The 21,148-nt window shown below is 51.2% G+C and carries 24 protein-coding genes and 3 pseudogenes; 3 read left to right on the top strand and 24 right to left on the bottom strand.

Features of this window, described 5'->3' with window-relative positions:
* Positions 1 to 195: 195 nt before the first annotated feature.
* The 15 genes and pseudogenes from M8006_RS15410 to M8006_RS15340 form a co-directional block, all read right to left on the bottom strand.
* Complete coding sequence (locus tag M8006_RS15410; RefSeq protein WP_250083717.1) at positions 196 to 543, bottom strand: hypothetical protein; 348 nt, start codon at positions 541 to 543, stop codon at positions 196 to 198.
* Positions 544 to 630: 87 nt separating this feature from the next.
* On the bottom strand, positions 631 to 1,485 hold the full coding sequence (locus M8006_RS15405; RefSeq protein WP_250083715.1) for a toll/interleukin-1 receptor domain-containing protein: 855 nt from the start codon (positions 1,483 to 1,485) through the stop codon (positions 631 to 633).
* A 47-nt stretch (positions 1,486 to 1,532) separates the two neighbouring features.
* Complete coding sequence (gene herA, locus M8006_RS15400) at positions 1,533 to 3,296, bottom strand: anti-phage-associated helicase HerA (protein ID WP_250083713.1); 1,764 nt, start codon at positions 3,294 to 3,296, stop codon at positions 1,533 to 1,535.
* Entirely contained in the window at positions 3,293 to 4,516 is a 1,224-nt protein-coding gene (locus M8006_RS15395; RefSeq protein WP_250083711.1) for a DUF4297 family anti-phage-associated protein, read from the bottom strand. The genes herA and M8006_RS15395 overlap by 4 nt, the downstream gene beginning before the upstream one ends.
* A 100-nt stretch (positions 4,517 to 4,616) precedes the next feature.
* Complete coding sequence (locus tag M8006_RS15390; RefSeq protein WP_250083709.1) at positions 4,617 to 5,060, bottom strand: hypothetical protein; 444 nt, start codon at positions 5,058 to 5,060, stop codon at positions 4,617 to 4,619.
* A 2-nt stretch (positions 5,061 to 5,062) separates the two neighbouring features.
* The gene (locus M8006_RS15385; RefSeq protein WP_250083707.1) at positions 5,063 to 5,743 is read right to left on the bottom strand and encodes a TIR domain-containing protein; all 681 of its coding nucleotides are present in this window, start codon (positions 5,741 to 5,743) and stop codon (positions 5,063 to 5,065) included.
* 31 nt (positions 5,744 to 5,774) lie between these two features.
* Complete coding sequence (locus M8006_RS15380) at positions 5,775 to 6,302, bottom strand: toll/interleukin-1 receptor domain-containing protein (RefSeq protein ID WP_250083705.1); 528 nt, start codon at positions 6,300 to 6,302, stop codon at positions 5,775 to 5,777.
* 110 nt (positions 6,303 to 6,412) lie between these two features.
* The gene (locus tag M8006_RS15375) at positions 6,413 to 6,706 is read right to left on the bottom strand and encodes a type II toxin-antitoxin system RelE/ParE family toxin (protein ID WP_250083703.1); all 294 of its coding nucleotides are present in this window, start codon (positions 6,704 to 6,706) and stop codon (positions 6,413 to 6,415) included.
* Positions 6,706 to 6,927, bottom strand: coding sequence for an addiction module protein (locus M8006_RS15370; protein ID WP_250083701.1), 222 nt, complete (start codon positions 6,925 to 6,927; stop codon positions 6,706 to 6,708). Before M8006_RS15370 ends, M8006_RS15375 begins: the two co-directional genes overlap by 1 nt.
* Positions 6,928 to 7,192: 265 nt before the next feature.
* On the bottom strand, positions 7,193 to 7,525 hold the full coding sequence (locus M8006_RS15365) for a DUF427 domain-containing protein (RefSeq protein WP_250083699.1): 333 nt from the start codon (positions 7,523 to 7,525) through the stop codon (positions 7,193 to 7,195).
* Positions 7,526 to 7,746: 221 nt separating this feature from the next.
* The gene (locus M8006_RS15360) at positions 7,747 to 8,034 is read right to left on the bottom strand and encodes a helix-turn-helix domain-containing protein (RefSeq protein ID WP_250083698.1); all 288 of its coding nucleotides are present in this window, start codon (positions 8,032 to 8,034) and stop codon (positions 7,747 to 7,749) included.
* Entirely contained in the window at positions 8,027 to 8,356 is a 330-nt protein-coding gene (locus tag M8006_RS15355; RefSeq protein WP_250083696.1) for a type II toxin-antitoxin system RelE/ParE family toxin, read from the bottom strand. The genes M8006_RS15360 and M8006_RS15355 overlap by 8 nt, the downstream gene beginning before the upstream one ends.
* A 91-nt stretch (positions 8,357 to 8,447) precedes the next feature.
* Positions 8,448 to 8,783 (bottom strand): zinc ribbon domain-containing protein YjdM, encoded by a 336-nt coding sequence (locus tag M8006_RS15350; protein WP_250083694.1) that lies wholly within the window; start codon positions 8,781 to 8,783, stop codon positions 8,448 to 8,450.
* A 96-nt stretch (positions 8,784 to 8,879) separates the two neighbouring features.
* Positions 8,880 to 9,929, bottom strand: coding sequence for a T6SS phospholipase effector Tle1-like catalytic domain-containing protein (locus M8006_RS15345; RefSeq protein ID WP_250083692.1), 1,050 nt, complete (start codon positions 9,927 to 9,929; stop codon positions 8,880 to 8,882).
* A gap of 145 nt (positions 9,930 to 10,074) precedes the next feature.
* Positions 10,075 to 10,296 (bottom strand): annotated as a pseudogene (locus tag M8006_RS15340) (IS3 family transposase); the annotation flags it as partial.
* Here M8006_RS15340 and M8006_RS15335 point away from each other — a divergent pair.
* Positions 10,210 to 10,548 carry a LysR substrate-binding domain-containing protein gene (locus M8006_RS15335; protein WP_347709775.1) on the top strand — a complete coding sequence of 113 codons (339 nt, stop codon included), beginning with the start codon at positions 10,210 to 10,212 and terminating at the stop codon, positions 10,546 to 10,548. The pseudogene M8006_RS15340 and the gene M8006_RS15335 overlap by 87 nt on opposite strands.
* Here M8006_RS15335 and M8006_RS15330 read toward each other — a convergent pair.
* Positions 10,532 to 11,452, bottom strand: coding sequence for a GlxA family transcriptional regulator (locus tag M8006_RS15330; RefSeq protein ID WP_250083690.1), 921 nt, complete (start codon positions 11,450 to 11,452; stop codon positions 10,532 to 10,534). The genes M8006_RS15335 and M8006_RS15330 overlap by 17 nt on opposite strands.
* 33 nt (positions 11,453 to 11,485) lie before the next feature.
* Between M8006_RS15330 and M8006_RS15325 the strand changes: the two are divergent.
* Positions 11,486 to 11,698: pseudogene (locus M8006_RS15325) on the top strand (IS3 family transposase); the annotation flags it as partial.
* On the opposite strand, the gene M8006_RS15320 reads toward M8006_RS15325, so the two are convergent.
* The 7 genes and pseudogenes from M8006_RS15320 to M8006_RS18550 form a co-directional block, all read right to left on the bottom strand.
* Complete coding sequence (locus M8006_RS15320; protein ID WP_250083689.1) at positions 11,646 to 12,428, bottom strand: chorismate-binding protein; 783 nt, start codon at positions 12,426 to 12,428, stop codon at positions 11,646 to 11,648. The pseudogene M8006_RS15325 and the gene M8006_RS15320 sit on opposite strands and share 53 nt — an antisense overlap.
* 182 nt (positions 12,429 to 12,610) lie before the next feature.
* Positions 12,611 to 13,237, bottom strand: a complete 627-nt coding sequence (locus M8006_RS15315; RefSeq protein ID WP_250083687.1) for a TorD/DmsD family molecular chaperone — start codon at positions 13,235 to 13,237, stop codon at positions 12,611 to 12,613.
* 43 nt (positions 13,238 to 13,280) lie between these two features.
* Positions 13,281 to 13,982, bottom strand: coding sequence for a 4Fe-4S dicluster domain-containing protein (locus M8006_RS15310; protein WP_250083685.1), 702 nt, complete (start codon positions 13,980 to 13,982; stop codon positions 13,281 to 13,283).
* Positions 13,983 to 14,005: 23 nt separating this feature from the next.
* Complete coding sequence (locus M8006_RS15305; protein ID WP_250083683.1) at positions 14,006 to 16,645, bottom strand: molybdopterin-dependent oxidoreductase; 2,640 nt, start codon at positions 16,643 to 16,645, stop codon at positions 14,006 to 14,008.
* Between the two features lie 12 nt (positions 16,646 to 16,657).
* Positions 16,658 to 17,617, bottom strand: coding sequence for an NrfD/PsrC family molybdoenzyme membrane anchor subunit (gene nrfD, locus M8006_RS15300; protein WP_250083681.1), 960 nt, complete (start codon positions 17,615 to 17,617; stop codon positions 16,658 to 16,660).
* A gap of 51 nt (positions 17,618 to 17,668) precedes the next feature.
* On the bottom strand, positions 17,669 to 19,237 hold the full coding sequence (locus tag M8006_RS15295) for a 4Fe-4S binding protein (RefSeq protein WP_250083679.1): 1,569 nt from the start codon (positions 19,235 to 19,237) through the stop codon (positions 17,669 to 17,671).
* A gap of 195 nt (positions 19,238 to 19,432) precedes the next feature.
* Positions 19,433 to 19,561, bottom strand: a pseudogene (locus M8006_RS18550) (Sec-independent protein translocase subunit TatA/TatB); the annotation flags it as partial.
* Positions 19,562 to 19,818: 257 nt separating this feature from the next.
* On the opposite strand from M8006_RS18550, the gene M8006_RS15290 reads away from it, so the two are divergent.
* Positions 19,819 to 20,748 (top strand): 1,4-dihydroxy-2-naphthoate polyprenyltransferase, encoded by a 930-nt coding sequence (locus tag M8006_RS15290; protein WP_250083677.1) that lies wholly within the window; start codon positions 19,819 to 19,821, stop codon positions 20,746 to 20,748.
* A 28-nt stretch (positions 20,749 to 20,776) separates the two neighbouring features.
* Here the strand turns inward: M8006_RS15290 and M8006_RS15285 are convergent, their stop codons facing one another.
* The gene (locus M8006_RS15285; RefSeq protein ID WP_250083675.1) at positions 20,777 to 21,115 is read right to left on the bottom strand and encodes a transposase; all 339 of its coding nucleotides are present in this window, start codon (positions 21,113 to 21,115) and stop codon (positions 20,777 to 20,779) included.
* Between the last annotated feature and the right edge of the window lie 33 nt (positions 21,116 to 21,148).

Raw genomic sequence — 21,148 nt, 5'->3', positions numbered from 1 at the left:
ATCACCACCATGGCGTTCTGATCGTAGTTATAAGCCTTGAAGCGCGGCATGCTGACCACTCCTCGTCTGTTTCCTCAATCCTACCAAAACTTAGGGGTCAGCGGGGTTTTTCTACAGCCTCAACGCCTGCAGCACGCGCAGCTTTGTAGTGAAGGCGAAGCCGCAACGAAAAAGCCGTCGCCATGCCTGCGTTTGTTAACTGTTCATTTCTCGTCGACTAACTGGCATTCGAGTGTCTGCGGTACGAAGCTGTTTTTTAAAACCTCGATTACCTCTTATCACTTTGTTTCCCGACTTATCGATAGTAACGAGTGTTTCTTTATCGACATTCCTATACTGACCATCTAATTCATACTCAAAACTCACAATATCTGTTTTAAATACCCATTGCTGTAAGCCTAACGCAAGAAAACTATACTTTTTTCCATCAATGACAAGCACGTGAGCATGAAGAGCCTTTGTATTCCCCCCTCTACTCGGAGGCCTAGACTTTTCCTTTAGATACTTCTTATAGTCTTCAATATTAGCATTTTCAATTTTCACAGGAACCTCGGTCATTAGGGAACAGTTAACGCTTGGGTTTGCGGCGTGCCGCAGCGAAGCGTAGGTGCATCCGTCAACAGACACTGGTTATGTTTTTTCCCTCGAAAGAACCCGCAGGAAATTCATCGCCGTCTTGAGAAAGTTATTTCTGGTGAAATGGAACCTTTGATTATCCCCCTGCATTCCACCAATATCAGAATCATCTATTTCTTCCTCAACTAGCATCCCTACAGGTTTGCCAAGTGCAAGACCAGCTCCTTTCTCTTCTAAAAGCCATGCAGCTGTCGTGAACTTTCCGTTTTCCTTTTTATCTCGCTTTGTCATTACTATAACTACCGCATCGGATATCTGTATTTTCTCTATTATTGCTTGGGATATTGAGCCAAGTCCATCGGCCTTACCATCGAGAACCTCATACCGCTTGTCGCTTAAAAGCTCTTTAAAACCTGAAACGAACTCATCATCTTCTTGACGATAACTATAGCCAAGAAAAACAGTTTCTATTGAACGATTACTCGTCATCTGGATCTGAGTACTCGACCCACGGCTTGCTTTCTCATCCTTAATATTTCTCTTTACTTCATTGAGCAAGGGCCTCGTAATGTCCCGACCATATTTATCATTTTCAAAAACACAATCTTCTTCAGCGATGACCATAATAATTCCGAAATCTAGATTTCTATATTCATTATCAACACATTCCTTGGCTGTATTTTCTGTTTCAGAAACTAGCAATCGCTCAACTTTTGAAGGCTGTATAAAGTACCCATTGAACTGAAATTCCTCGTTTAAAAGGTAAGGCTCTAGTACGTTATTCACGATTTCGTCTTTATCGTCATAATTTAATTCGTAAACAGGGCCTGTTTCTGCCGTTTGCAACAGCACATGGAACTTCATATAAACCTCTTCAATTAGTCCTTGTAAATATAATGCTTCAAACACAGGCGCAGCTTTGCTGCGTCCGAGTGCTTTGACTTGTTAGAAGCCCGTTAAGACTTCCAATTTTCAATAAATTTTTCAAAATCTAATTGACTCCACTCATTTTTCCACAATTTTAGGTAAGGTATATCGTTGGAAGATGGTGGCATATGTGTTTTATCAATCTTTACAAGAGACGGCAATATTGCTGCATCACCCATTAACAATGCCTCACCTGTTTGTAGAGATGACAAGTTAGAGGTCAAATTACCAAAAGTATCAGGCAAAATCCTACGAACATAATTTTGGTCATCAGGGTTCGTTAATCGCATAGCAACAAAGTTACTACACTGAGAAAATATAGTTTCCGAAATTTCAGATGGTCGTTGACTTGCTAGTAACAGAGTTACTCCATATTTTCGACCCTCTTTAGCTATTCTCTCTATTGAGTTTTTTGATGCTTTAAATCTAGCAAGATCGCTTTTAGGAACATACTTATGTGCTTCCTCAAGAACAAGCAATATAGGAATATCATGTTGATTTTCAGCTTTGTTACTAGCATATCTTTTATAGTTATAGCCGAAATCAAATAACATTCTTGAAATCAAAGAAACCGTAATACTTAGGACTTCAAATGGTATTCCACTTAAGTCAATAATTGTTACATTCGATTCCTGTTCTTTCGTATATCCTAGAAATTGTTTGATTGCATCTTCAAACGAAATTTCTTTAGAAGCTTTTCCAAATAAAAACTTTAATCTATCTTGCTTATATTTAGACACAAATCGTGATACGAATTTATCTAATGTCCCATCAGCATAATCACCCTTCGTTACATTAGAATTCTTAGTTGGTCTAAACTCGTATATATCTGAAAAGTACTTATTTAGCTTATCTTCGTTTGATAAATAGACTCCAGATTCTGCTGTCGTTGAACTGTTCTCTGAATCACCTTCTTCGCCTGCAATCATATAACGATCAATTGCTTTTGAGTTTTTCGTTTCATTTTTAAGGTTGATAAGGCAATTTAAAACCTCATCGATATCGAACTTTAATGGACTATCGTAAAATATCTTGTCAACACTAGGATTGTGCTTCTTTTTGTTTTGCGTAATGACGCTTCTTAAGACTGAAGATTGGTTGTAGTTATTGTTATCTCCCGAATCAAGGAATAATTCTTCAAGTTCTTCACTATTTAATAACCAGTATGGGAGAACGATATCATCAACATTTAACTTATTAGAAAAGGGGAATGCTGAAGGATATTCAGCATGTATATCAAATACTATTATGTGTGAATTGTTCAATCCGTCATATGCGTTACATTTTTGTGAAACTGCTTTTTGAAGTATTGTAGCTATTGTGTGTGATTTACCTGATCCCGTGGATCCGACGATACCGATATGCTTATTGAAAAACTTATCTCCATCTACCGGAACTCGAACACCGCTATTATGTGATAGTTCAGAAAAATCAAATTTCTCTTTATCAGCTAGCCCATAAGTATAGATCTGTTCAATCTCCGATATTTTAGCTGGCTCAACTTTTTTCGGTGGGATTGCAATCGAATCTCCGCCTCGAGAGAAAATCCCATTTTTAATTACGCCTAGTGGACTTGCTTCAATGATATATTTTCTATCGCCATTATCCTTAACTTCAATAGCAAAACTATCAATAACCGCTACTAATACGACATCATCACAATCTGCGATCCTAAGGTACGAACCAACTTTGAGATGCTCTTCTGCCAAGCGAAAAGAGTTTAAGTCATCAACAGCAACTTTTACTTTGTCTGGGTATACCGAAATCACTTCAGCGTTAATCGAATCTGTCATCTTGTTAAATCCCTTATATATCCAATATCTTCAATTCTAATCTTTACGTTTTTATGTTGATTGGTATCGAAATAGATCTGATCTTTATAGAATTGATAGATTTCCACTGTAGATCCTGATTCATTAATCAAAATTTTTAAATCTTCAATGGTATCAACAAACTTAAATTTCACCCTATTCTCTATAGACGGCTCGGCGTAAAAATGTTGCGTACAGAGTGTAGATCCTTTAAACGGGTATGGATCTAAAAAAACGGTACCTTTCGAATATATTCGATTCTTAAGCTCAATGAGCTTGTCCGGTTTCAATCCATTAAGATAGATAGATGGACAAAATTTTGGCTTTTGCCTTTTAGATAATTTAGACCATTTATTTGCTAGAAGCAGAACGACTTCTTCAAGTTCTGGTAGATTCTCATCAAAATTACAGTCTATCAAAAAGAATCTATCAAACGGCTCCATATTTAAGCCATTTGATAGGTACTCTCTTTTTACAGATTTTATATATTCTTCACGACCTTTCCTCTTTATAAACCATGCGTCAAATATTTCATCCTTCACACGTATACGTTTCAAAAAATCCGACTTGGTAATATATCGATCGTCACGATTTTGCTCAATTGATAAATCCCTAATGATTTTAAGTGCAGAATTGTAATGATATAGTTCAGCTTCTAATGGAGAAACATTTATAATGCTTGCTATCTCTTGGATAATTTTTTCATACTGCTCTTCGATCGATGGGGCTCGAATGTCTAGCATTAATAGACTCAAAAACTCCTCTAAATCGCTGTCTGTTAGACTAAGCTCATTATGAACATAATTAGTTATTTTCTTTTTATTGCCGTCAGTGTCCTTATCGGTTTTGGTATAAGTTAAAAAATTGCTCTTTAAAACGTCACATGTTAAAGCGGGCAGTTTTTCATGCCCTGACTTATAGTGACCATACAAGTGATACTTAATATCGCCATGTCGATTTTCTGCAAAATGACGGAGCATGAGAATAATTGGATTTTTTATAACCGAGTGATTATATTCGGTTTTCGCGGAATACTTACACTGAACGGCATTAGTTTCATTTGCGTTAACAATATCAATGTCTTCAATACCCTCAATGCAGATAGAAACGTCCGTGTCTTCTTGTTGCAATAGTTCCAGTATCGTTTTATCAAATTGATAGAAATATCCAGTTATTGTGTCAATTGCTTCTCTAGTAGACATTGATACTTCATCCTGAAAAAGGGCTTCTAACGCCGCGCTCTGCGGCAAATTTGGAGCGCAGCGGAAAATTTGTCCGACAGCAGCGCTTTGTTAAGTGATTTCACCCCAGTGCTATCCATTTAGTGACGCCAATTAAGACACCAAGAGAAATGTAGAACCCCCAAACTGAAAAGGATTTGGCGGCTTCGAACTGTAGCGTCGACATATTACCAACGGGCATGACGGAATAAAGGTCTTGTTCGGTAAGGCTTCCAGCTCTCAGCCTGGAAACGAATTGGTTATAAGAATTGCGAAAGCCCTTTTCTAGAGCCAAGTAATAGGCATCAAGAGCCAAAAATACCACTGTTGGTAAAAGTGCAATCCAAGCATAATCTGGTTTACCTTTATCAGCTATTATCACAAGGACAGCAGCTACTAAGGTCACGCACCATGCTTTGCAATTGGTGCTATTTGTTGACATTCGCTGAATGACGTTTTGAATTATTCCAAGGTGCGTCTGAATCGAGGCTGCTTCGGGGTCGATTTGGAGCGGATCTTCACTCATATTTAGTTCCGTTTGTTCTTAATAGCGTGGTCAATCCAGTCAGAAATATTTGCAGCGATATCCCGATAGGCTTGTGATGGATCAGGATCGTAACACGGAACCACGGATGACAGCTTGCGGCCATCATTAAAAGTGAATTCATCAAAGGGGTTGGCGCCTTTTCGGCACGCGCCATTTCTTGCACATCTAATGTTATGTATGTAGATTCCGATAATGGCTTTACCTTGGTTCCAAGCCCTCTCTATCTCGTATTTTACCCAAGGACGTGACGCAGTCTCTGAACCAATAAGAACAATCACACACCTTTTATACTTCATGTTTTGATCGATCCAGTTTTGCACAGCGGCCTTACCACTCCTTTTGATCTGCTCCCACTCATTGGCATTTACTGCGGAGTTTCCTTCAATTGCTCCAATGTTTCTTATTTGCTGAACACGCATAACATCATTAGCGAAATGAAAGCTGTAGAAAACGGGAATTTTCGCCACTTTTTTCTCCTTACTATTCAGTGTCAATGCACCGCCAATTACACCGCCAGCCAGTAAACCACCTATGCCCGGCATCAATACATTGCCCAAAAGCGCGCCGGCTGCCGGCCAGAAAACTTGCTCCACCTTGAATTGGCTACCTTGTTTTTTTGGCGCCTTCAATTTTATTGGGCGTCGGCTCTTGCTATGTGCCATCGAAAACCTATTGGAAATCTACATATTGCCACTAGAGGTTGCTAATCCTAGTTCCTGAATTTGATCCAGCGCCAAAAGCTGCATAACCAGACCTTCCGGTTTGTTTATCAGTTCCTTCATCAATCTTCTTGTACAACTGAAGATATTCGTTCCCGTACCAATTCCCAGAGTCATCTTCGGTAGGAATGATTAGCATTTTTTCATACCCTTTTTGGGAATCGGCATACCCAATCTCCCAAGGACACCAACGTGATTGAGTGGAATTGCTCGTGGCCAAAAACAGAAACCAGTCTGTTGACGTTATTTTTGACTTAATCTTACTTGCCGTCTCCTTATTGGGCGAGCTCGGCATTTCATTGTCTTCCCAGTCTATGTAAACATCCCACCCGTTCTCTTTCAGCAGGACTTGAAGCCCTTTCGCCAGATCTTGATCCTTATGGCTATGACAAAGAAATGCTGTTTGTTTATTCTTCGACAAAGCTTCATTCAATGACTTAGCAACGACAACACTTCCTGATCTTCCCGCTGCGAACCTTAGATTTCTTGTTTTAATCGCCAATTTTTACTCCAGTTTCAATTTTCAAGCCAAGCACTTAACGCTTGCAGCATGCGCGCCCATGAAATGGAGCCGAAGGCGCAATGTAATGGGCGTCGCCGTGCCTGCACTTGTTATACCCGGTGGAGCCAATAACCCGGCTTACGGCTTTGATGCATTATCGCAACTACGTGGCAGGTAGAAATGGAAGGCTTATACACGATAGCGTATGGAAATTTTGTCAGTAAAAACCTGCGTGTGCGCTTACTGAATTTCGGCCATGTTTCTGGCAACGACTTTATCGACTCGTAGGCAGACTCCAGTTCGCTGACGAAATCATCCCCCAAACCAACTGCCTGCTGTTCGTACCATGAGTAAGCTTCTTGTAACTCGTCATATATCGCTGGATGAAAACTCAACTCAGCCATTACGAGGGACGCTTAAGTTGGCCTTTAATTTCTTCCCATGACACCCCTTGAACTTTGCCAGTCTCAAGTTCATCGATTCGCTGTTCAGCAAGAGAAGACCAAGCAGCATCGACCCCTTCGTCGTGCTGAGTTTCAAGGCTAGAAATCAGACAATGGGCAAGCAAAGCTCGATCATTGGCTGAAAGCCCTTTTGTCTCTTGAATGACTTGTTCGAGTCTCATGGTCGTGGAACCTCTTCGCATTAGCAGATTTACTTTTCAATTCTAGCATGACGGAGACGGGGGGCTGAAAGAAACGGTATAACAGCGTATTAGACAGCGCGTTTTATGATTGAATGAACGTGCTGGCACTTTTTTCCGGCAAATGCAGCCCGCCAGATTCTCCCAAGCCTATGATTCTTTAGACTATTAATTCCCATTAGGCTGTATATCCAAAATTCGCGCGCCTGCAGCATTTCCCGGAATGTCCGTTTCGGATCGAAAGACTTCATTCGTTCTCTTCCCCACCAAACGCCACCCTACTCGTTATCGCTCCCATCCCTTCAACCGGCTGCTCGTAGCTCCATGCAATATCTTTCTTGTCACCCAGCGAGTAATACGCCGTGTTGCCTTTAAACGTGCAGTGGGTCGTCGTTTCGGAAAGGGTCATCAAATCCATCCGCACGTCGTCGCGGGGAAAGTAATGGCGTGGAGGGTAGCCGCGCTCGCGGAGTTCGAGGGCATTGGTGCTCTTTACAACTTCCACAAGCAACGTGCCATCAACATGAACTTGCATGCACTGGTTGGTGGGGTGAAGCGTTATGCGCTTTGCATCCTGCATTGTGGTGCTCCCTGCGGCGATTTTCGCTCTAGTAATTTCAGCCTAGCAGCTAAATCAAATTGAGCCCACCTATGGATGCTTAGTTTTTAGTCGGTAGCAGATGCCCTGTTAGGTGTGCGAGTCATCACTTCCACACTACCGGCGAAGGCTTGCCAGCAGTTGGCGGCGTTTAGCGGTGGCGGGGAGTCGTTGGCATCGAGAGCGTTAACACGTTGCTTTTGTTAATGCAGTTGATCAAAGACTTCAGGGTGTTGCTCAGCAATACGCAAAAGGGCAACGGCGGGGCCTTGAGGCTCTCTTCGCCCTTGCTCCCAATCCTGCAAAGTACGCATGCTCACCCCAAGAAGGCCCGCAAAGGCTGATTGCGATAAATTCAGTTTATGACGAATGATTTTGGGCGGTGAAGGCTCGGCTAACTCGTGAGTTCGCAGCGCGATTTTGCCTTTTTTGAATTGCTTAATTTCATCAATTCCGTCGAGGATCTCTGCCCCTAAGTTTCTATCAACCATTTTTGATTGCCTCCGCTATTTGCTTGAGCATATGCCCAGGAATACTGGCACGCTCGGTTTTACTGTACAGCGTGAGCATCCATATCTCGTGGTCAGATTTCTTCCAATAATAGATAGCTCTAACCCCACCGCTCTTTCCCGAACCTGCTGATGACCAGCGAACCTTACGAACACCACCCGAACCTTTGATGAGGTCTCCCGCGTCCGGTTTCTGTAGCAGATACACTTGCAGCCCACGGTATTCCTCATCCGTGAGGTAGTTCGGTAATAGCTTGGTGAACGCTGAGGTTTCGATGAATAACATCATTAAAATATACGGCAATGCCGTATCAGTAGCAAGATTGGGTTATTGATGCTATCAATCCCCCTACTCTGGGGCAGGACATCTTCCGATAACACATATCACCCTCGATTCAGGCCTTCTTCACAAACTGTGCAGTGACCATCATGTCGCCAGCGCCGTCGACCTTGCAGTCTAGCTGGTGGTCCTTGCCTTCCTTGAGCCGTTTAATCACGGCTTTTGTGCCGATCTTGAGCACGAGAGAGCTGCTTTTCACTTTGAGGTCTTTGATCAGCGTGACTTTGTCGCCTTCTGCCAGCAGGGTGCCGTTGGCATCTTTGACGGTGGCCGCGTCTTCAGCGGCGACCTCAGCGGGGTTCCATTCATGGGCGCATTCGGGGCAGATGAACAGGCTTTGGTCCTGGTAAACAAATTCAGACTGACAGCGGGGGCAAGGCGGGCACGACATAGTAATGGCTTCTGTGGTTTGATTAGCGGCTTATGATACTGCGCCTTGGCGGCCTTGGCGAATGGTGTCAACGCCAATGAATGTTGCCTGCCCTGCCTATTGCTCCGGTGGGGACAGGTGGGCATCGGTCAAAGTGCGTGGTCGGTAATCACACGTTGTATCGCCCCAGCGCTTCCAGACACTGTCATCGATTGAAATATTGACTGCAGGTTTTCCCTGCATCCCTTGTGAATATTGTCGGTAGAACCGGCCGTCTTCTGTCTCTCTAAAGCGTTTGTATTTAGCGTACCAACCCCACAGAAACTCGGCGAAGGAGTCTCTTGGCGCTGTCTTCCAGGCATCCTCGGCAACGTCGTAGTTATCCACGTTTAGGCCAGCCTTTTCCGCCTTGCCTAACATCCAGTTCAGCGAAATATCGGCCAGTGTGTCGTCAGCGCCATACCCGCCGCCTACATTGGCGTGGGCGCCGATAAACCAGCGCTGCTCTACGTCCAGGTTACCCGCTTTTGGCTTGCCATCCGTGCTGGTCCAGAGCGATACGTTGTAGGTCGCTCTGTGCTCGTCAAGCGCAACCGCTTGATACGCACGATCGACAATGCTGGAAAGCTCCGTATCGTGCCAATCGTATTTGCTTTTAAACAGGTTGGTTCCGGGCACGCCCAGTGCACCAACGGTATCCCAGATGCCAATGAAATGAATCCTCGGCTGACGGCTGAAGCTTTTCTTGAAATCCGTGCAAACGCCATCGTCTGGGTGCAGATCTTGGTCTCGATAAATGCTTTCGGCCTTTTCGAGCAACCCTGGCGTGACAACATGCACTAACCCACATTTTCGTATCAGCCCCACCAGGCTTCTGGCCGTGTAGGCACCGCGGCTGAAGCCGAATATCCAGATCTCGTCGCCTTCTTGATAGCGCCTGCAAAGCCAGTCATAGCCTTTCAGTAAATTTTTGTTCAGCCCGACACCGAATGCACCGCCCCTGAAACGCTGAAATCTGGAGGTACCCACGCCGGGGTCGTAATAGAACCGTTGCTTTATATCATCATCGTGATCATGGATACGCTGCGTAACGCGAAAAACATTCGTTTGGTCTTCAGGGTCGTTCCAGGTCCCATCAAATAGCAGAATCAATTTTTGTTTTGTCATTGTGTTCCCCATGATGCGCACCCTTGAAAAGCGCTCATTAACATTATGTAACTAATTGTAGTCGAAAATTCTTTCCGCCACCTGTTTGTCGCCAATTCGAAGCAGTGCTCCGCAAGCGGTTGCCTTCAAGCTTCTTGCGAGGCGTTCAGTTGCGTGTAGATCCGCTCCACCGTCCCGGATGCTTGCGCTTCGCCTCGGCATAAATCGCATCACGCCTGGCCAGCACGGCCTCATCTTGACCAGCGTGCCGCTCCGCCAGCGTTACGAAGCGGATCGCACTATGGCGATGCTCGTGGTTGTACCACTGCACGAAACCGACCACCCATTGCTGCGCTGCCGACAAATCGGCATAGCCATCGGTCGGGTAAGCGCTTATACCAGCGCCTCCTATGAAAATATTCGTGCTGCTGTTTCGGCAGGTCTCGGCATTGGTGTACTTCCCGCCAGTGCGCTCGCTGAAGACCACATTATTCTTGGCAACAAAGAAGGGTTTCCGTCACTGCCGATGGTGGAACTCGTGATGGTTCAGGCATCACAAAAGCGTGCCACCAAACAGCTAGCGGACTTTCTCGCGCTTTCCTCGGGGATGAAGTCACCCGTCGTTAGCGAAGAGTGTTGATGCGTACTGGAGAAAACTGTCGACGATATTCTCTCGGTGATAGCTGCACCAAGCGGTTGAAAAGAGCGCAGAAGGTTGCCACATCCCGATAGCCAACGCGCTCGGTAATCTGCGCCACCATCAAGGATGTCGACCGCAGTAAGCTCTTTGCCATATGTACTCGGTGACGCTGCAAGCAGAGTAGCGGTGTGGTGCCACTCTCATGGCGGAAGCGGCGTAGCAGTGTGCGCTTACTGACATGGAAGGCGTCCGCCAAGCGCTGTAGATCGTAGGGTTCGGTATATCGCTGAAGCAGCCAACGCTCAACCTGGGCGGAAAACCGTTCTTCATTGCTTCGCAACAGCTGTGGTTCGATGTACGGCGCTTGGCTTTTACGTGATGGCGGTATCAAAGCTAACCCACTCACCTGCTGGGCCAAATTTGGGCTAGCGTGTATGCGAACCAGGTGCAGCGCCAGATCGGCCGCGGCACTAAATGCGCCAGCCGTGGTCACTCCCCCGTCTTCTACCAACAGGGCATCAGGCTCTACCTGGACGGTGGGATAGAGGCGCGCCAGTTGGGGCGCAAATAGCCACGCCGTCGTTGCACGCCGACCGTCCAGCAGGCCTGCTTCTGCAAGCAGGAAGGCCCCCGCGCAGATAGAAGCAACCGACACTCCGCTTGAAAAGCACCTCCAGATAAAGCGGATCTCCTGACCGAATGCGTTGAGATCGTCCCGCCCTACCTCAAGTTGCGCAAAATCAATTCCCGGTACAATAAGAAGATCGATCTTGCACGTCGCGAGAGTCGTATCTAACTCAATGCATCCGGCCGCTTTAATCCGCCGCCCTCGTACGCTAATCACCTCCACCTTGAACGGAGGCTCATCTTGGTTCGTGCTGTACTGCGCAACACGGTTGGTCATTAGCAACAAATCGCTAACGGTGCACACCTCCATTGCTGGGACAACGCAGTGGCGGAAAGCTTTTTTGCCAGTCTTAAAAAAGAGCGAGTCCAATGGAAACATTACCAAACCCGCGCCGAGGCGCAACGAGACACCTTGGACTATATTGCGATGTTCTATAACAGTCGGCGGCTACACTCATATCTAGATTACACTAGCCCCAATGATTACGAATCAGCAATGGTAGAACTAAAGAAAGCGTCTTAACTGAGGTGTCACAAACTGGTTGACCACTCCAACGGCGCGTGGTGCCCGCCAGGGCCTCGGTGGTTAAATGCCGTCCTTCACGCTTATATAACTGCTCCGGCGGGCAGCCAATAAACGCCTCATAGGGGGTAAACTGAAAACAAAAATGAAAACAGTCCGCGGCTCCCGCCTGCCAGCGTGACAGCAGTGCCCACGAGTTGGGGGTTTCTGGTGTTTCAAGACATGTTTCACGGGAAAGCACCACCTTGGGCGTATGCATAAGATAGTCAGGGTTCGTCGCCTGCGCCACCCACGCCGCCCACTCTTTTTGGCTGGGAAGGTCTTCACGCTGGTAAACAAGGGGCTGCAGGCGAGGCAGCGGCTGCTCCTCTACCAAGGCGTCTAAACAGGCATGGGCCTGGGCGATTTCGGTACTAGGGCAGCGATCATCGAAACGTAGATTAAGTGATAGCGTTGAGCCGCCGGGATGACGTTTAAGCTCGATGCGCGGTAGCACAAAGTGGCAGGCGGGAAAGTTCTCCCACCCTGGCGCGCCCGGGTCGAAAGCCATACCGCCAAAATAGTCGGGCTGCTGGCCGCCGACACCTGCCAGCGCAGCAATGTCAGCATCCAGTACCGCTAGTGAATCAAAGGCGTTAACAGCCCCCAGCGTTGCATACTCAACCGCGCCCGCATCACGCGCATGCCAGTAGAGGCGAGGGTACACGCTTTGCACGTTTAGCCACCCCATTAGGTTATCCACCTGACAGGGGGCAGTTAGACGGATAAACCCTGTTTGAGCGGTATCGCAAAGCGTACCAAGCTGATATCTGAGAGCTTCAATAGGGTTAAGTGCATAATTAGAGTGCATAGTTCGCCTGTTAGGCCAGCGTGAGTCGACCTTTTTCGGCAGAGGCTGCACATTTGTCATGCTCAATTCGTTGCCATGTTATCGTTAAGCGTCTGGGGATCGAGTTCCGCATAGATGACCCGGCTGAAGGCAAGGGTCAGCTCCGCCAGGCGAGCGTAGTAGTCTTCCTGGGCATTCTCAGCAACGGAGTCGGCCAGGCGGGGAAGCCATCGTCCCAAGTGCTCATTCCAGAACCGGATACTGCGTACCCGCCAGACAGGATCATCGCCTTGGGCCTCGTAGAACGCCAGGTAATACATAAACTCGAGTTCATGAGCAACGTGGTCAGGCGGCTCAGTTTGCCGTTTCCCCCGTCCCAGGCCCGCCTCAGCATAGGCCTTGGCAGCGTACTGGCTGACTCGTCCGAGCAGTTGCTTCTGCGGATCCAGATAATAGGCCGCCCAAGGTGGGGTCAGTATTTGAAACGGGTCAATAAACAGCTTCGAATGCGCCTGGGCGATCCGGGGTCGTCTGTCGAGGCATTCAGCCTGGGCGGCAACAGCCTCGGCCAACCCGGCCAGGTTTTCCTGCCAGGGGACGAAGCCTTTTCTCAACAGTTGCCCCATCTCCTCGGGCCAGGTAGCGGGGAGATCATAGGCACGGGAGAGCACCAGGAAGGCGTTCGCCCGATATTCGGCATTGCCAGGCATCGGTGGTCCCCTTGTTATGATGGAAACGACAAGAGTGTCGACGTCATTTATTGAAGTCGCGGATATAGAAGACGTGCGGCTTGGTTCCCTGGTCCCGCTGGAGCACCCGTGGGGTGTACTTGGCCAGTGCCTTGCTGGGCGGGCTCTCCAGGTCGTTCAGGTCACCAAAGATACGGGCATCTGCGGGGCAGGCGACCACACAGGCGGGATCCTCACCCACTGCAAGACGGTGGTCGCAGAAGGTGCACTTTTCGACCATGCCGCGATCACGAATACCCTGATAGGTCGTGGCCCTTGCCGGGTTGTAGTAAGGAATCGGTGCATCAGCCGCCTGGGCGACCTCCTGGCCGGTCGAGGTTCCCCCCGGTATGGCTGGCTCGCTGTCGCGCATAAAGTTCTGGTGGGGATCTTCCTTGTTGAACCAGATAACACCATAGGGACAGGACAGTTGACACAGGCGGCAGCCGATACACTTGTCGGTGTCATGCAGGGTCAGCCCATCCTCACTCTTGTGCATCGCCGTGGTCGGGCAGTTAGTGACACAGGGCGCATTTTCACAGTGGTTACAGAGGGTCGGGATATAGTTGTAACGGGTATCCGGGAAGGTACCTGTGGTCTCGATGATGTGATTCGACCAATGGAACTCCACCGGCACGTTGTTCTCACTCTTGCAGGCGATGTCGCAAGCCGCACAGCCAACGCAGCGATGCAGGTCGATCACCATGGCATAACGCTTGTCACTCATATACTAGCCTCCATTGCCAGGGGTTAGACCCGCTCGACCTTGACGCGTGATTGGCCACCGTGGCGGGCGGTCGAGCCGCTGAGGCGCTCGAATTCAGGGTACAGAATTTCGTTGTTATTGCCGCCAAGCGGCACATGCTCGGCGAAGTTGGCGGCGGCGACCCGGCCATAGGCCCAGTGGCCCTGGCCATAGCATTTAGCCACCGTGCCCGGCCTGAGCCCTTCCCAACGCTTCAACTGAACGGTGATCGATCCCATCGTCGAGGTGACTTTGACCCTATCACCGTTGTTTAGCCCCAGGGCGTCTGCATCGACCGGGTTCATCTTGAGTACGTCACTCCAGTTCTCGTCACCCGGGTCGACGTTCTTATGCGCCTGGTACCAGGTACAGTTGGCCGAACGCCCTTCGCGGTTCAGGCGAGAACGGTGTTCGAAGAAGATGAAGGGGTATTCGGCCTCATCACCATGGCGAAGGGCGGGTTCGAAGTGGGGAACGAAGGCGAGCTCTCCGCGACCGACATAGTTGGTGGCATCGAGCACTTTGTCTATTGTGGTGTCATGGCGGTTGGCATGCCCCTGCAGAGCGGCCTTGAGTGTTTCGCTATAGAACTCGACCTTGCCTGTCTGGGTGGCGAATTTATCGATACGCTGACCATATTCGTAGCGATGGGAGTTCCATACCCCCTTCTCCTTGAAGTCTTCCCAGCCCTCGAGGCGGTCGCCATACCGGCCATAGTCCGGGTGGGTGCTGTCCCAGCAGCCGCGAGTCAACATCTTCAGGGCGGATTCGGTGAATTCCTCGCCATTGGTCGGCGCCGCGCCGGTTTCTGGATCGGCGAAAGCCTCGGTGTAGTAGCGATAAAGGTTATCGAAGCCCCGCTCGGCCAGTTTCTCCGCTAGCATGAAGGGCACTTCCGTTTCGTCTTGCTTGACGTCCCAAAGTGGCTCAATCACCCGCTGATTCAACGAGACATAGCTGTGCAAATTCTGCTTGTTCTTGACGAAGCCCCACTTCTCGAACAACTGGTGGGCCGCGGGCAGCACTAGGTCCGCAAACATCGACATTTCCGAGACATTGGTAGTGAGGTGCACGAAGAAGGGAAGCTCCGACAACGCCTGCTCCCAGCGATAGGAGCCGGAGGTGGAGAAGCCGAAATTCGACCAGTAGGCGATGGCCACCTTAATCTCGTTAGGGCTCTTGGCGAGCATACCGTCGGCAGCGGCATTGGTTACCACACCGCCCCCGCTCTTGCCGCCGTTGAGTGATGGGAAGGCCAGCGTGCCGCGCTGATCGATCTTGTCGTACTTGCTATGGCTTGCAGCCAGCTCGTCCTGATAGGTCGTTAGGTCGGGTATATCGCCGGTAGGATCCTTGACCTTGGCGACCACGCCCCCTTTGGCATCAATGGAACCCACCAGGCCGTTGAGGGCATGGGTGGCCATGGATGAATAGCCGCCACGTGCTTGCATGGAGGCACCGGGGGAAAGCCAACTGATGGCTCGCGAACCGGCGGCGGCGAACCCCAGCGCCACGCGCCGAATCTGTTCTGCAGGAATGCCAGTACGCTCTGCTGCCCACTCCGGGGTGCGGTCCTTGAGCTCAAGATTCCACCATTGAACCACGCCATGGGTATGGATCTCGTTGAAGATCGGTACCGAGGTGGCCTGGATGTCTCCCTCTGTGACCTCATCGGCAACCGAGGGCGGCGGCTCATCGACGGCCTGCCCCGGCACGAAGCGGTTTTCGCCATCGATGAAATCTCCGACGAAGGCCTTGTTCCAGACGCCTTCAGCAAGGATGACGTGAGCCATGGCCACCGCCAGGGCGCCATCCTCCCCGGGGATTACCGGCAACCATTCATCGGCTTTCGCGGCGGTGGCAGACAACCGCGGGTCAACGACGGCCACGGTGGCACTGTCGCTCATGTCGCCCCAGAAATTGATGGCATGCGGCACCTGCCGGTTGGAACTTACCGGGTCGGCGCCCCAGCAGAGCACATAACGAGTGTGTTCCAGGTCATAGTCCCGGTAGTCCCACTGGCCCTCAACATAGTAGGGTCCGAACTTCTCGGCCTCAGCGCAAATGGCCGAGTGACTGATATTATTCGGGCTGCCGATGATCTTCGGTACGGCGGAGTAGAGAATATCGCGCAGGTAGGTATAGCGCCCGCGGAAGAGCGCAAACTTCTCGGGCTCCCCGGCATCACGCAGTTCCATGATCTTGTCGGCGAGCATGTCCATCGCTTCATCCCAGGAAATCGCCACGAAGCCCGGATCCTTGCCGCGCCCCTTTTCGGGATTGGTGCGCTTCAGCGGCTGACGCACCCGGTCGGGGTCATAGACTTGTTGCAACGCCAAGTGCGGGCGTGGACAGATCTTGCCGTGGTTGGCCTTGGCCAGCGGATTGCCACGCAGGTGAACAGCGCGGCCGTCGACCACTTTGACCTGCACCGGGCACCAGCTCGTGCAGCCCTGGCAGGTAGAAGGCATCCATTTGCCTGCAGCTTCTACGGGTTGTGCCTGGGCGCTGGCCTGCGAGAAGAAACTCAGTGCAGGGCCCCCTGCTGCTGCAGCGGCAACCGTACCGGCGCTGCCTTGAAGAAAGCCTCGGCGAGAAATCTGCCAAGCGTCATCATGTTTGGATGTCGGGATCTGATCCGTCATGGGAAAAACTCCTCAGGATAAAGTAGCCAGCGTCGAGATCGAGGGACTCAACTGCCCACCCAGTACTGCTATGTAACGGATGGCGAAGCCGCCTCCCAGCATCAGCACGCACAGGATGGCAGTGGCAAAGGCCGGCAAGGAACGGCCCCGTTGGCTCGCCAGCAAGGCGACGAGGCACAGGGCCAGGGCTCCGAACAGTGCAGTGATAGCCAGGATGATGAGGCTGCCATAGGTCGCCAGCACGGCGGCTATCACCTCCTGGTCGCGTGTTGGGCCGAAGCGAAGATCTATCCACCAAGCCAGCAAGGTGACCAGCAACAGAGCCGTTGACACCAGCATGACCAGCACCAGCGGGCGCAACCCAACCCAATACGCTTTAAGAGAACCCTCCTCCGGATGGGCTCCCAGAATGGCCGTGCGAATCATGTGAATCAGCAGAGCACCGGCGCTCCCAGTGACCATGAAGAGCAGCACAGAGGCGATGACCATCTGGCCCGTGGCCCACAGCGGGTGCGAGGAGATCACCGCCAGCAACACACCGTGATAGAGGCCGGTAAGCACGGCCAAAGGAACCGCGACCCAGCCCACCACTCGTGCACTCAGCCAGTCGAACAGGGAGACGTTGGGGAACAGCAGACGAAAGGCAAAGATAGCGCTCAAGCCCACGAAGGCGCCCTGCAGCAAAGCGCCCCACCACATGATTGAGGTCGGAGCGAAATTAAGCCCCATCTGATAGACGTGGAGCTTAAAGCCGAGTTTCGAAAACAGCAGGGTTAGGCCGATGGCCACCGCTACCGGAGCGATCACCGCGGCTGTCTGGGCCAGGGGCCGATAGCGACGATCCGCCAGGCACCAGAGCAGGAAGGCGAGCAGAAATGCGCCAACGCCGAGGCCGCCCAGGGACAGATCCCAGGCAACCCGCGAGTCCCAGATAATGCCGGGCTGTATCTCATAGAAGGGTGACGTATCCATGATCGACCTCTTTGTGATGGTGAGGGTTGTTTTGTCTGCTGCTACCCACGGTCATTGTCCGTGCCGACAGGCGGGACAGCGGCGAAATTGTCGTTCGATATCCGCAGCGCCGGTCGTCGAGGCGAGCTTTGCGATCATCGAGTCCAGTAGCGTCACGGGCATGTGCGAGCTGCCGCAGGCGTCGCAGGTGGCAAGCGCTACTTCATTGAGAGGCTGCCAGCGATAGCGTTGTGCCGCGCTGGCCAGTCGAGGTTGCAGGGTGATGGCATCTTCCGGGCAGAGACGTTCGCAGAGACCGCACTGGATACAGTTGGCCTCGGCGAGTTCCAGCCGGGCGGTATGCTCGTTCTCACCATAGCGAATCGAAGCCGTCGGACAGGAATGAGCGCATACCGAGCACATAACGCAAGCTTGAAGATCGACTGAAATCCCTCCGATCGGCGATCCGACCGGCAATTCAAGGGGCTGCCGGTCGCCAGGCGTCAGGGCTTCCTGCCAACGGCGCAGGGCGGCATTGAGCAGCTCACGCTTGCGTGAATCCTGAGAGAGGACAAGAGGCTCGTTGAACACGTTATGGAACATGGCGATGCCAGGCTCGGGTTCATGTTGATGCCGATCGCTGCTGTTGCTGATAGCGTCTTGGCCCAACCCCATGGCCTCGGTGATGCAGGCGATCTCGGCCAGGCGCTTATCCAGCAGTTGACGAGTGTCACCGGGCAGCCCGGCTTCGGGCGACAGCACCACGCGATTGACGCCACGGGCTAGCGCAGCCAGCCAGAGTTCCTCGCCAAAGGCAGCGATCACCGGAACCTCCAGGACGGCATGCAAGCCGAGTGACTCACTGACGTCGCAACCGGGACGGACACCTCCTGCCACGACGTGGAGTGTTGATGGGGGGTGTTCGCGCGCATCAATGACGCTGTTCATGCGCTCCAGTAGCTCTAGCCGACGAGGCTGGGCGACACTCAGGGCCCCCGTTGGGCAGGCCAGCGTACAGGCGCTGCAGCCCTGACAGAGGTGGGGTTCGACACGAATCAGGGCACCTTCGGAGCGGATAGCGTCAGCGCCACAGACATCAAGACAGCGCGTGCAGCCCGTCTGCCCGGCGATCTCGTGGGCACAGATTTCCGCTGTGTAGGCGAAGTAGCGGGGTTTCTCAAAAGTACCCACCAGCTCGCTTGCATGAGCGGCGAGATCCGACGGCATGACCGACGCATCGGTATGCAGGTAGCCCGGTGGATGAACCGAGCGTGCGAGTAGCGGATGCGTCGAGAGATCAATGATGATGTCGGCGGTCAGCGAGTGAGAGGCATTGGTTTCTGTCATCGTCGATTCGATACGAAAATCGCCCAGCCAGCCCTCGATGCGTAGCGGCGCGGCGTCGACCACCGTCCAGCTCTCGGGAGTCTGGCTGGCCGCCAGCCCCGGCGCCATGGCAACGATGCGCCCTTGGGTAAAATCACTGGCGAGTGTCAGCAGCGTCGATGCGCGGTCACTGATCAGCGCCACAACCCCGTCAGACTGGTAAGTAACCCCGTTCACTGCGGCCCTTCCCGCAGCGACGCGCGTCAGAATTGGTGTCCGACAGGTTGATCCATTGCTGAAGGGTTGCTGATTCATTTCGACTCCATTGCGGACAGGGGCATCACCCAGTGCTGACGTTGCAACAGCCCGCGGCTGCCTGTAGTCCCTGTTGATATCTACCGTATCTAGCAGGCTGAGCTCGGTATTGCTTCTTGCCTGCTCCAGGCTCTGGCGAATTTGCTGGACTTCCTCAGCCAGGGCTGCGCGCTGGATCTGTCGATTAAAGTCAAGACAACTAGTCCGCAATTTGCTAGCCCATAGGCCCAGGGTGTAGATGACCCTTGGTAAACGATGCGGGCCGACGACGATCAATGTGATCAGGCAAACAACCAACAGCTCCCAGGTGCTAACATCAAACATAGCTATAGTAGCAAGGTTCGGGGAACATGGCTCAGGCTCCTTGGCCAACAACGACCTTCAGTCGTAACACTTTAGAAGCATTGAGATATCGTGCCAGCATTGATCGGCGCGAGCTTGATTCAGGTCAAATATCAGGAAAGTATTGTGTTCTTTGCGGCGAAGTATCTTGGCAACCACGGATACTGATCTACCGAGCCTAAATGCGGCAAACTGACATCAGCTTTTTAAATGAAATAGTTAATAGGAACAATGACGTAATGGAATCACCCGCTAAACGCCGCCACTACCAAGCCTGGTTGCTAGCCGCTCGCCCCCGAACGCTCCCGCTGGCGTGCGCGTCTATACTATTGGGCAGTGGGCTAGCGGCTAGCGTGGATGCTTTTAATGGCGCGGTACTTTTGCTCGCCCTGCTGACCGCGACTGCGCTACAGATACTCTCTAATCTCGCCAATGACTATGGCGACGCGGCTTCCGGCGCTGATGATCAGGCACGCATTGGGCCGGTACGGGCGGTCTCTTCAGGCCTGCTAACGCCACAGGCAATGCGCACTGGGATGGTTGTTACAGCAATCGTAGCAGCGCTGTTAGGGCTGTCATTACTGGTGACCGCCTTTGGCAACCAGTGGGGCCAAATTGTTACTTTCCTGCTGCTAGGTGCCGCCTCTTTATGGGCTGCCGTGACCTATACCGTTGGGTTGGGTGGAACGCCCTATGGATATCGGGGGCTGGGGGATATTTCCGTCTTCATATTTTTCGGCCTGCTAGGCGTGCTGGGCACTTACTACCTCTATACGCAGCAACTCAGTTGGTTGCCGTTACTACCCGCCGCGGCGTGTGGGCTGCTGGCCACCGCCGTGCTCAATGTGAATAACGTGCGTGATATCGAAAGCGATGCACGCAACGGCAAGATTACCCTGGCAGTGCGGTTGGGCCGCAAGAACGCGATTAACTACCACTGGGCATTATTGGGACTGGCGCTGCTTCTCACCGTGGTTTATCTGGTAGCTTTCCCCGCCCCCTGGTTGAGCTGGAGCTGCCTGCTGGTCGCCAAGCCACTGACGGATGCCGCCAGAACGTTACGTCATACTCGTGATGGCGAGATTCTGACCGGCATGCTGAAGAAAACAGCCATTTCAACCCTGCTTTACAGCGTACTACTTTCTACAATGATTCGGACAGTTTCATGATGCAATAGCGCCGTAGTGGCACATCTCTTCAAAGTCGGGCCAGGATTTTATGCGATTTGAAGTCCAGACCCAAGTAGGAAGAAAAGCGTTCCAGCAGATGCGCGTTGGCTTTGCGGGTTCTCCAGCGCGCAATGGAGATGACATGTCTATTGCCTGCCTGATGCTGTCGGTCTTCAAGCTTGAGCAGATTCAACGCCGTCATCGATGCGTTGAAATGGAAGTGTAACGCCTTTTCCTTGCGTGCCTGACAGTCGTTCAGCCCCAGAAACTGCTTCGCATCGCGAAACAGGAACTCAATCTGAAAACGTGCCTTGTCGTACGCCACTAATGTCATGGCGTCCAGCGACGTATCCGTCGAAAACAGCAAGGCAGTTTTTACCTTGCCGCCACAACGTGAGCA

Origin of the sequence: Halomonas llamarensis (genome assembly GCF_023555005.1) — a bacterium.
Lineage (GTDB): Bacteria > Pseudomonadota > Gammaproteobacteria > Pseudomonadales > Halomonadaceae > Vreelandella > Vreelandella llamarensis.
The sequence above is the reverse complement of the archived record's forward strand: the minus strand, read 5'-3'. Positions and strand labels throughout refer to the sequence as shown.

Bases quoted from the DNA above. Each gene is read 5' to 3' on its own strand.
- herA (WP_250083713.1), bottom strand. From the start codon at position 3,296: ATGACAGATTCGATTAACGCTGAAGTGATTTCGGTATACCCAGACAAA.
- M8006_RS15395 (WP_250083711.1), bottom strand. From the start codon at position 4,516: ATGTCTACTAGAGAAGCAATTGACACAATAACTGGATATTTCTATCAA.
- M8006_RS15390 (WP_250083709.1), bottom strand. From the start codon at position 5,060: ATGAGTGAAGATCCGCTCCAAATCGACCCCGAAGCAGCCTCGATTCAG.
- M8006_RS15385 (WP_250083707.1), bottom strand. From the start codon at position 5,743: ATGGCACATAGCAAGAGCCGACGCCCAATAAAATTGAAGGCGCCAAAA.
- M8006_RS15375 (WP_250083703.1), bottom strand. From the start codon at position 6,706: ATGGCTGAGTTGAGTTTTCATCCAGCGATATATGACGAGTTACAAGAA.
- M8006_RS15370 (WP_250083701.1), bottom strand. From the start codon at position 6,927: ATGAGACTCGAACAAGTCATTCAAGAGACAAAAGGGCTTTCAGCCAAT.
- M8006_RS15365 (WP_250083699.1), bottom strand. From the start codon at position 7,525: ATGCAGGATGCAAAGCGCATAACGCTTCACCCCACCAACCAGTGCATG.
- M8006_RS15360 (WP_250083698.1), bottom strand. From the start codon at position 8,034: ATGGTTGATAGAAACTTAGGGGCAGAGATCCTCGACGGAATTGATGAA.
- M8006_RS15350 (WP_250083694.1), bottom strand. From the start codon at position 8,783: ATGTCGTGCCCGCCTTGCCCCCGCTGTCAGTCTGAATTTGTTTACCAG.
- M8006_RS15345 (WP_250083692.1), bottom strand. From the start codon at position 9,929: ATGACAAAACAAAAATTGATTCTGCTATTTGATGGGACCTGGAACGAC.
- M8006_RS15335 (WP_347709775.1), top strand. From the start codon at position 10,210: ATGGCGATGCTCGTGGTTGTACCACTGCACGAAACCGACCACCCATTG.
- M8006_RS15330 (WP_250083690.1), bottom strand. From the start codon at position 11,452: ATGACCAACCGTGTTGCGCAGTACAGCACGAACCAAGATGAGCCTCCG.
- M8006_RS15320 (WP_250083689.1), bottom strand. From the start codon at position 12,428: ATGGGGTGGCTAAACGTGCAAAGCGTGTACCCTCGCCTCTACTGGCAT.
- M8006_RS15315 (WP_250083687.1), bottom strand. From the start codon at position 13,237: ATGCCTGGCAATGCCGAATATCGGGCGAACGCCTTCCTGGTGCTCTCC.
- M8006_RS15310 (WP_250083685.1), bottom strand. From the start codon at position 13,982: ATGAGTGACAAGCGTTATGCCATGGTGATCGACCTGCATCGCTGCGTT.
- M8006_RS15305 (WP_250083683.1), bottom strand. From the start codon at position 16,645: ATGACGGATCAGATCCCGACATCCAAACATGATGACGCTTGGCAGATT.
- nrfD (WP_250083681.1), bottom strand. From the start codon at position 17,617: ATGGATACGTCACCCTTCTATGAGATACAGCCCGGCATTATCTGGGAC.
- M8006_RS15295 (WP_250083679.1), bottom strand. From the start codon at position 19,237: ATGAATCAGCAACCCTTCAGCAATGGATCAACCTGTCGGACACCAATT.
- M8006_RS15290 (WP_250083677.1), top strand. From the start codon at position 19,819: ATGGAATCACCCGCTAAACGCCGCCACTACCAAGCCTGGTTGCTAGCC.